Source organism: Hymenobacter sp. FMD4 (assembly GCF_058932745.1).
The window spans coordinates 95,223-102,611 of the sequence record NZ_JBZYWH010000019.1; the positions used below are offsets into that span (position 1 = coordinate 95,223).

A 7,389-nucleotide genomic window follows, 5' to 3' on the forward strand; every position below is an offset into this window, starting at 1 on the left:
TCTCCACCTCCTAAGCTTGCAGGGTAAGTTCTTCGCCGGCCATCACGCGGTTGACCGGGCCGTTCGACCAGGCTTCGCGCAGATCAGCCGTAGCCGCGTCCACCACCGTTTGTTCCTGGTGACGGATAACGAGGCGGCCGCCATCAGTTACAACACCTAGGCGGGTAGCGCGGCCTTCCATCAGGGCTTCAAAAGCTACCCCGTCCTCCGGAGCCACGGTGGCCACGAAGCGCGAGTGGCTTTCCGAGAACAGCTCCGTGAGGGCCGGCAGCTCGCCTTCCAGCGTCAGCTCGGCGCCGAGGCTGTCGTCGCCGAACAGGCTTTCGGCCACGGCTACGGCCAAGCCGCCGTCGGACAGGTCGTGGCAGGACAGGATGAGGTTCCGCTCGTGCGCCTCCCCTACTTTCTGATACAAGTCCTTGGCTTCGGCGGGGCGCACGCGGGGCACGTTTTGACCCAGCTCCCCGAAGAGGTGGTACAGCTCCGAGCCGCCCAGTTCGTCGTAGGTGTCGCCGAGCAGGTATACTACGTCGCCGGGGGCCTTGAAGTCGGAGGTGACGGCGCGGCGTACGTCGGGCATCAGGGCAGTCATCGAGTATAGCACAGTGGGCGGTACCGAAATCTTCTGCCCGTCGGCCTTGAAGTCGTTTTTCATCGAGTCCTTGCCCGAGGTCAGCGGAATTTGGTAGGCCACACACATGTCGCGCAGAGCCTCGCAGAGCTGCACCAGGGCGGCCAGCTTCTGCTTGCCGTCGGGGTTCGTCACGGGGTCGTACACCGAGTCGGGCACGCAGAAGTTGTCGTTCACCGACCAGAAAATCCCGTCGCCGGGCGTCAGGTTGGGCAGCTTGCCGCCCACCGAAATGATCTGGCGCACCGCTTCATCAAAGGCCCCGGCCGACATCTGGTAGGGGTCGATGTCGCCGTAGCGCGGCAAGATGCCGTTGCTCACCGCCACGCCTTCCCACGACTCGAAATTGAACTGCACCACGGCCGCGTCCTGCGGGGCCTGGCCGGTGCGGCCCATCAGGGGCTTCACCACCGTGCGGCCTTTCACCTCGTGGTCGTACTGCCGAATCACCGCCTCGCGGGAGCAGATGTTGAGCGCGCCCAGCAGCTTAATAAGGAGTTCGGTTGCGTCGAGCGAAGCGGGCAGCTTGGGTTCGTGCAGCGTGGGCTGCTGCCACTCGGCATCCAGCACCTTGCGCGGCACGCCTTCGTGCAGAAATTCTAATGAGAGCGAAGCCACTGGCTGCCCGTCGAAGGTTACGTCCAGGCGGCCGTTGTCCGTGAACTGGCCGATGTCGGACAGCTCCACTTCCATTTCGGCAGCCAGCGCATTCAGCTCATCGAGCTTCGCGGGCTCCACCACCAGCGTAAACCGCTCCTGCGACTCCGACACAAAAATCTCCCAAGGCCGCAGGCCAGGGTATTTCAGCGGTACCTTTTCCAGCTCCACCGTGGCGCCGCCGCTGATGCCCGCCAACTCGCCGACCGAGGAGGACAAGCCGCCCGCGCCGTTGTCGGTGCTGCACTTGATCAGCCCGCGGCGGGTGGCCAGCAGCAAGAAGTCCATGGCCAGCTTCTGGGTAATCGGGGAGCCGATCTGCACGGCCGTGGCCGGCGCGGCTTCGTCCAGCTCGATGCTGCTGAAGGTGGCACCGTGAATGCCGTCCTTGCCCACCCGGCCGCCGGCCATGATGATCCGGTCGCCGGCGTCAATCTTTTTCTCCCAAGCATCCTGCCCGGCCAATTGCATGGGCAGCACGGCGCCGGTGCCGCAGTACACCAGCGGCTTGCCGCGGTAGCGCTCATCAAACACGATGGCGCCGTTTACCGTCGGTATGCCCGACTTGTTGCCGCCGTCCTCAATGCCCTTGCGCACGCCCTCGAACACCCGGCGCGGGTGCAATTGCCCCGTCAGCAGCGGCCCCGACCAGTTGGGCGGGCCAAAGCAAAGCACGTTGGTATTGAAGAGCAGCCGCGCGCCGCCGATGCCGGTGGCCAGCGGGTCGCGGTTGTTGCCCAGAATGCCGGTAATGGCGCCGCCGTAGGGGTCGATGGCCGAGGGCGAGTTGTGCGTTTCAACCTTCCAGACAAACAACGAATCCTTATTGATACGCACCGCGCCGGCGTTGTCCGAAAATACCTTAATCAGCCAGTCGTTGCCGTTTTCGCGCAGGAGCCGGTCGACTTCCGACGTAGCTCCTTTAATATAGGTCTTGAACAGTCCGTCAACTTCCTTTTCCTCCCCCGTCACGGCATTGCGGTAACGGATGACGGCCGCAAACTCTTTGTGCTTACAGTGCTCCGACCAGGTCTGGGCCAGGATTTCCAGCTCGCAGTCCGTCGGGTCGGGCGTAAGGCCGGCCTCGGCGCGGCTGATCTGCGTCTCGGCCGAGTAGTAATAGTCCCGGATGGCGCGCATTTCCTCCAGGTTCAGCGCGTACACGTTTTCCTTGGAGAGCTGCACCAATTCCTCGTCGGTGAGGTGCTCCAGGCGGATGGTGTGCGTAGTAGAATCGGCACCGCCGCCGGGCTGCGGGGTGAAGTCGCGGATGCCAGCGGCGGTGTGGCCCACCACGAAGCGGTTGATGAGCTTGTTGCCGAGCAACTCCTCTGCCAAGCGTCGCAAGTCCGCTTCGGGCAGCTCCTTTTCCAGCAAATACAGGCGCTTGCTGAAGATGTGCTGGGTGCGCGTATCCAGGTCGGCGCCCAGGAAGTCTTGCAGCGCGTTCTGAGCCGAGGTGCCTTCGTCGTCGGTTACACCGGGGCCTTTGGCTACCAGAATGTAGCTCTTGAACCCCGGGGCCACGGCCCATTCGTCCAAGGCCACGTCATTGAGCAGCGGGTCCTGCAGGCAGTGCGCGGAAAAGCTCTGCAGCTGTTCCGTAGTCAGCGGGTAGCGCACGGTATACACGGCGCTGGTTTGCACGTGCCCAGTAAGCAGGTGCAGGTGGCGCCGTGCGGCCTCGGCCACGCGGGCACCTTCACCGTCGTGCTGGCTGGGGCGCGGAATCAGTTGGATGGTATGGGAGGCGGTGTTATTCAAAGCTCAGAAGGGTAGCACAGCAGGGTGTAGCGCGGACTTTGTAGTCCGCGTCCGCAGATAGTAATTCCATCGTTTAACCGATTGCCTTTCTGCGTTAATCTTTTGGGTTTGCGAATGCGGAATTCCGCATTCGCAAACCCCATGAATGCGGTAAGCCGCCCCGGGCCCGACGAGCGGGCCACAAGGCGGCTTACAGTGTGGTGCGGAGCTTGGCTCCGGTTGAGATTGGCAGCGGTTACTCCGCAGTCGTTTCCCAGCAACTTTTCAAACTTGGCAGCTGCGGGTTTTCGCAGCTGCTTGCGTAAGTCCATAATGCACGCCAGGCTTTGGCTGTGCTGGGGCTGCGCGGCAGTGCGTTGCTGCTGTTGCCGCTCGGCTATTCGGTCTTCTGCCTCTCCCCGTTGCGCGTCGAGACGGTGCCCCGCGGCTACGCTGAAGAGCGCGCTGCCGCGCCACATGCTGTCGAAATCAGACGCGGGCCTGATCCGGTTATGCGAGGGGCTGGTATGGGAGAGACTTCGTTGCACAGGGTAGCGAAGGAGACACAAAGGAACGACAACCGCCGCCCCTACGCAAGCGCCGGCACCGCATCGGGCCGACTTCCGGGCTTCACCGCGGGGATGCCCTTGGCGCACAGCGGACAATTTTCGGGCTGATACGTGGCCGCTTGAACCGGTAGCAACGCAAACAAGGGGAAATCAAGTTCATGTTTGCCGCCAGTTCTATCGATCAGGCAAGCCACCGCCAATACTTCCACGCCCATGCTGCGCAGCACTTCGGCTACTTCCAGGGTCGATTTGCCGGTCGTCACCACATCTTCGGCGATGATAACTTTTTCACCGGGCTGCAGGGTGAAGCCGCGGCGCAAAGTCATTTTGGTGTCGGCGTCGCGCTCGGTGAAGATACCGGGCACGGCTAGCTGCCGAGCCAGCTCATAGCTCACAACCACCCCTCCCATAGCCGGGCCTACTACTACATCGGGCTGCAGGCCGGCTTCCTGAATCAGCTTCGCCAAAACACCCAGGTCCGGAGCCGCCAGGTCGGGGCGACGCAGGAATCGGGCGCACTGCACGTAGGTATCGGAGTGCAGGCCGGAGGATAGGCGAAAGTGGCCGCTCAGCAGCGCATCCTCGCCGCGGAGCTGTTGCTCAAATTGCTGTTGAAATTCGCTCGGCGCGTAAGGCATTGATTTGCGAGTTTAGGTAGCGGGCAGCAGCGCCGGCATCGTCGGCCTGCCAGATGCCGCGGGAAGAATTGATAAGCACACCCAAGCCATCGGATAGACGGCAGCCGGTTTGCACCGTGGCGGCCAAGTCGCCGCCCTGCGCGCCGATACCGGGCACTAGGAACCACAGTCCGGGGCAACGCTGGCGCAAGTGCGCCAAGGCTTCAGCGTTGGTTGCGCCAACTACCAGACCGAGGCCGCGGTGTTCGTGGCTGAGCGTTTGTACCACATCTGCCGAGAAGTCGCTGACGGTGCTGCCGCTCACCAGCTCCTGGTCTTGCCAGGAGTGCACGGGCTTGTTGGAGGTTTTGGCCAGCACGAATACGGCTTTGCCAGGCCGGGCGAAGGGCAAAATAGCGTCCTCACCCATGTACGGATTGACGGTCACGCCATCGGCCCCGACGATGTCGTAGGCGAAGGCGGCGTAGCGCTCGGCCGTATTGGCAATGTCGCCGAATTTGCCGTCGAGAATCATCGGCACGTCGGTGGGAATCCACTGGCGCAGGCGCTGCAGCAAAGCCACACCGTCGGGGCGGGCGAGGAAGAAGGCGAGGTTGGGCTTGAAGGCGGCGGCGTATTCGGCCGTTTGCTCCACCACTTCCTGCAGGCGAGCTTCGACGTTTTCCCCCTGCGTTGATTCAACGGGGTCGAGGCCGACGCAGAGCAGAGACTGCGCCCCCAGGGCGCGGCGGGTTAGCTGTTCCATGCGGGGGTATTGGTTTCGGTGAGCGTAGCAGCTTCTTCCCACTCCGTAGCCAGGCGGGCAGTGAGGCCGGGCTCCAGCCATTCGCCGGTGGCCAGCTGCACAGCTGTGGCGCCGCAGCGCAGGTAGTCGCGCACGTGCTGGGCCGTAAAGATACCGCCCGTTCCGATGATGGGCAGCGTGATATTCTCATCGTGGGCTAGCTCGTACACGCAGCGCAGAGCCATGGGCCGTAGGGCCTCGCCCGACAGGCCGCCCAAAATAGGCTCCCCTTCCTCGGGCAGGTGCAGGGCCTTCAAGGTGTTGCAAGCTGCTAAGGCGGTGGCACCGCCTTCCTGCGCGGCAAAACCCAAAACCCGCACGTGGTCGGGCCACGGCGGCAGCTTAACAATGAGGGCCGCATCCGGGCCCAGCTCGTTGCGCACGGCCTCGGTGGCTTCGCGCACGAAGCGCGGCGTCACTTCAAAGCCTTTCTGCGTGGTGGCGCTACTGATGTATACTTCCACTCCAGCAATCTGACCAGCGGCTTCGCGGGCCAGAAAGCGGGCTATTTTTCTAAATCCAGGAATGCCGGGAGCGGTGATGCTCACCAGCACGGGCACGCCGTGGCGCCGCAGGTGCGGCAGGTGCTCCTGCACCAGCTGCTCGGCGCCGTCGGTGCGGCGGTCGGTGGTGTTCAGGAGCGACGAATCGGCCACTTTGATGATGCCTTCGCTCCGGCTGCCGGGGCGCGGCTCCATAATTACCGTCTTGGTGAAGATGGCACCGAGGCGCTCATAGCCGAGGCCGTCGGGCAACTGCCAGGGAGCTGCGGCGAGGCACACGGGATTTTGCAGCGTCAAAGAAGATCCGAGTTGCATAGTGGGGAACGGCTATTTGGTTCGGGCGGTCATCCGCGGCGGGGTGAGAGAATTTGGTTTGATGAGCTGGCTTGAACTATCCAAGCCTTCGTGCTTCTGCTGCGTCCAACAGGTCCTGCACTCCGCTTTGCTGCGTTAAACGGCAGGCAATCAAAAAGCAAAAGGCCCGGCAATACACCGGGCCTTTTGTAGGCAGCAAGCCTAGATACCATTGTCGCGGTTGATCAGGAAAGGCACGCAGTTGCGGATGCCCGTCAGGCCGAGGATGAACTGAGCCACGCGCTGGGGTGTCACAGTCAGGTTGTAGTTCTGAACCTTGGCGGGTGCGGAAGTTTGTTCCATTGCGTGGATGAAGTGTTAGCGCAGGCGGCCGTCTTGCCTCGCATCCGAACCGAGCGGACACAAAAAAACCGCTCCGGCTACAACCGGGCGGCAAACGAGGAAAAAGCAGAAAGAAGAAACAAAATCAACCGATGGGAACGGGTTTCGACCCCGTTGCAGAACCGTCGAATGAGCCGTTCTGCGCTTCATCTGATGTTGATTGACTAGAAGCACGTCGCAAAAGTATCCAACTTCGGTTACAACACAACTCCTCCCCGCATGAAAATCATTGTTAAGTAAATGTTAACACCGCATGGCCATATGTATTATCAAGGAACACGAGTGCGCAACAAAAATCTATTTTAACAAGCTTGATATACAGCGCATTGTAGAAACCACACTTCTTTTACAACTATCTATGGGGCCAATTCAAGTTTGGACTTTTTATTTATCGATGGTTTAGTTGGACAGTTCTTCGAAAATTAACAGCCGTTGAAAAAATGCAAAAACAAGCTTATCTTTCATTTAAATTTGCAGCGTTAAGCGAAGTCTAGGTGTTATAAGTTCATGTTTTGGTAACGCCAACTTAACCTCTTTCGCCACTGCTGGGCGGAGTTTTGTGCAGCACATTTCCAAGTCACTTCATTTTGTCTTTCTGCGCTATGAAATCAATAGTACCCTTCTTTGGTCTGCTACTGAGTCTGCTCGTTGCTTTGCCCGCTGTTGCCCAGACCAACACGGCGCCAGTAGAGTATAGCGAACGAGTTTCAGCCAATGCTGTTGGCCGCCAAACCTTGCACGCCCGTGCACGGGATTGGGCTGATCGTCGGTTTGCTTACGGCCCCAAGACGGACTTCAAATCCAACCCTGACGCTGGCTCCCTTAGCGTAATAGGTACCGTGAAGCTCAAGCAGGTCGACAACAAAGGCCAGGACGTGGAACGGGCAGCCCGCTTTGAATTTATGTTTCAGGCTACCGACGAAGGCTACACCTATAGCGTGGGCGCCTTTCGCATCATTCCTGATTCCGATAAGCCGGCAGAACTGGTTGCCCTTGATGACTACCTGACGCAGCTGCGGGCCGACAAAAACAACGAACGCACCAAAAACGACCGCCGCGTGCGGGCACAAGCTAATTCTCTGGCCAGCGAAATTGCCTTAGCCTTCCGCTCGTACATGAACAGCATGCCGACAGTGGAAGACGGTAGCGTAGGTCTGCCCGCCGGCAA

At 60.7% G+C, this 7,389-nt stretch carries 7 protein-coding genes; 2 read left to right on the forward strand and 5 right to left on the reverse strand.

All coding sequences use genetic code 11. From position 1 onward, the window contains the following. Positions 1 to 10: 10 nt before the first annotated feature. The 5 genes from AC5FXY_RS16370 to AC5FXY_RS16390 all read right to left on the reverse strand — a co-directional run bounded on the left by AC5FXY_RS16370 (position 11) and on the right by AC5FXY_RS16390 (position 6,182). Positions 11 to 3,052 (reverse strand): phosphoribosylformylglycinamidine synthase subunit PurL, encoded by a 3,042-nt coding sequence (locus AC5FXY_RS16370; RefSeq protein WP_493557776.1) that lies wholly within the window; start codon positions 3,050 to 3,052, stop codon positions 11 to 13. Positions 3,053 to 3,620: 568 nt separating this feature from the next. After that, positions 3,621 to 4,238 (reverse strand): orotate phosphoribosyltransferase, encoded by a 618-nt coding sequence (gene pyrE, locus AC5FXY_RS16375; protein WP_493557777.1) that lies wholly within the window; start codon positions 4,236 to 4,238, stop codon positions 3,621 to 3,623. Next, complete coding sequence (pyrF, locus tag AC5FXY_RS16380; RefSeq protein ID WP_493557778.1) at positions 4,201 to 4,983, reverse strand: orotidine-5'-phosphate decarboxylase; 783 nt, start codon at positions 4,981 to 4,983, stop codon at positions 4,201 to 4,203. Before pyrF ends, pyrE begins: the two co-directional genes overlap by 38 nt. Further along, positions 4,971 to 5,840, reverse strand: a complete 870-nt coding sequence (locus tag AC5FXY_RS16385; protein WP_493557779.1) for a dihydroorotate dehydrogenase — start codon at positions 5,838 to 5,840, stop codon at positions 4,971 to 4,973. Before AC5FXY_RS16385 ends, pyrF begins: the two co-directional genes overlap by 13 nt. Before the next feature lie 201 nt (positions 5,841 to 6,041). After that, entirely contained in the window at positions 6,042 to 6,182 is a 141-nt protein-coding gene (locus tag AC5FXY_RS16390) for a hypothetical protein (protein ID WP_493557780.1), read from the reverse strand. Between the two features lie 3 nt (positions 6,183 to 6,185). On the opposite strand from AC5FXY_RS16390, the gene AC5FXY_RS16395 reads away from it, so the two are divergent. Both AC5FXY_RS16395 and AC5FXY_RS16400 read left to right on the forward strand, forming a co-directional pair. Next, entirely contained in the window at positions 6,186 to 6,389 is a 204-nt protein-coding gene (locus AC5FXY_RS16395) for a hypothetical protein (RefSeq protein WP_493557781.1), read from the forward strand. 434 nt (positions 6,390 to 6,823) lie between these two features. After that, positions 6,824 to 7,389, forward strand: a 566-nt coding sequence (locus AC5FXY_RS16400) for a DUF4468 domain-containing protein (protein WP_493557782.1), incomplete at its 3' end; no start/stop codon positions are given.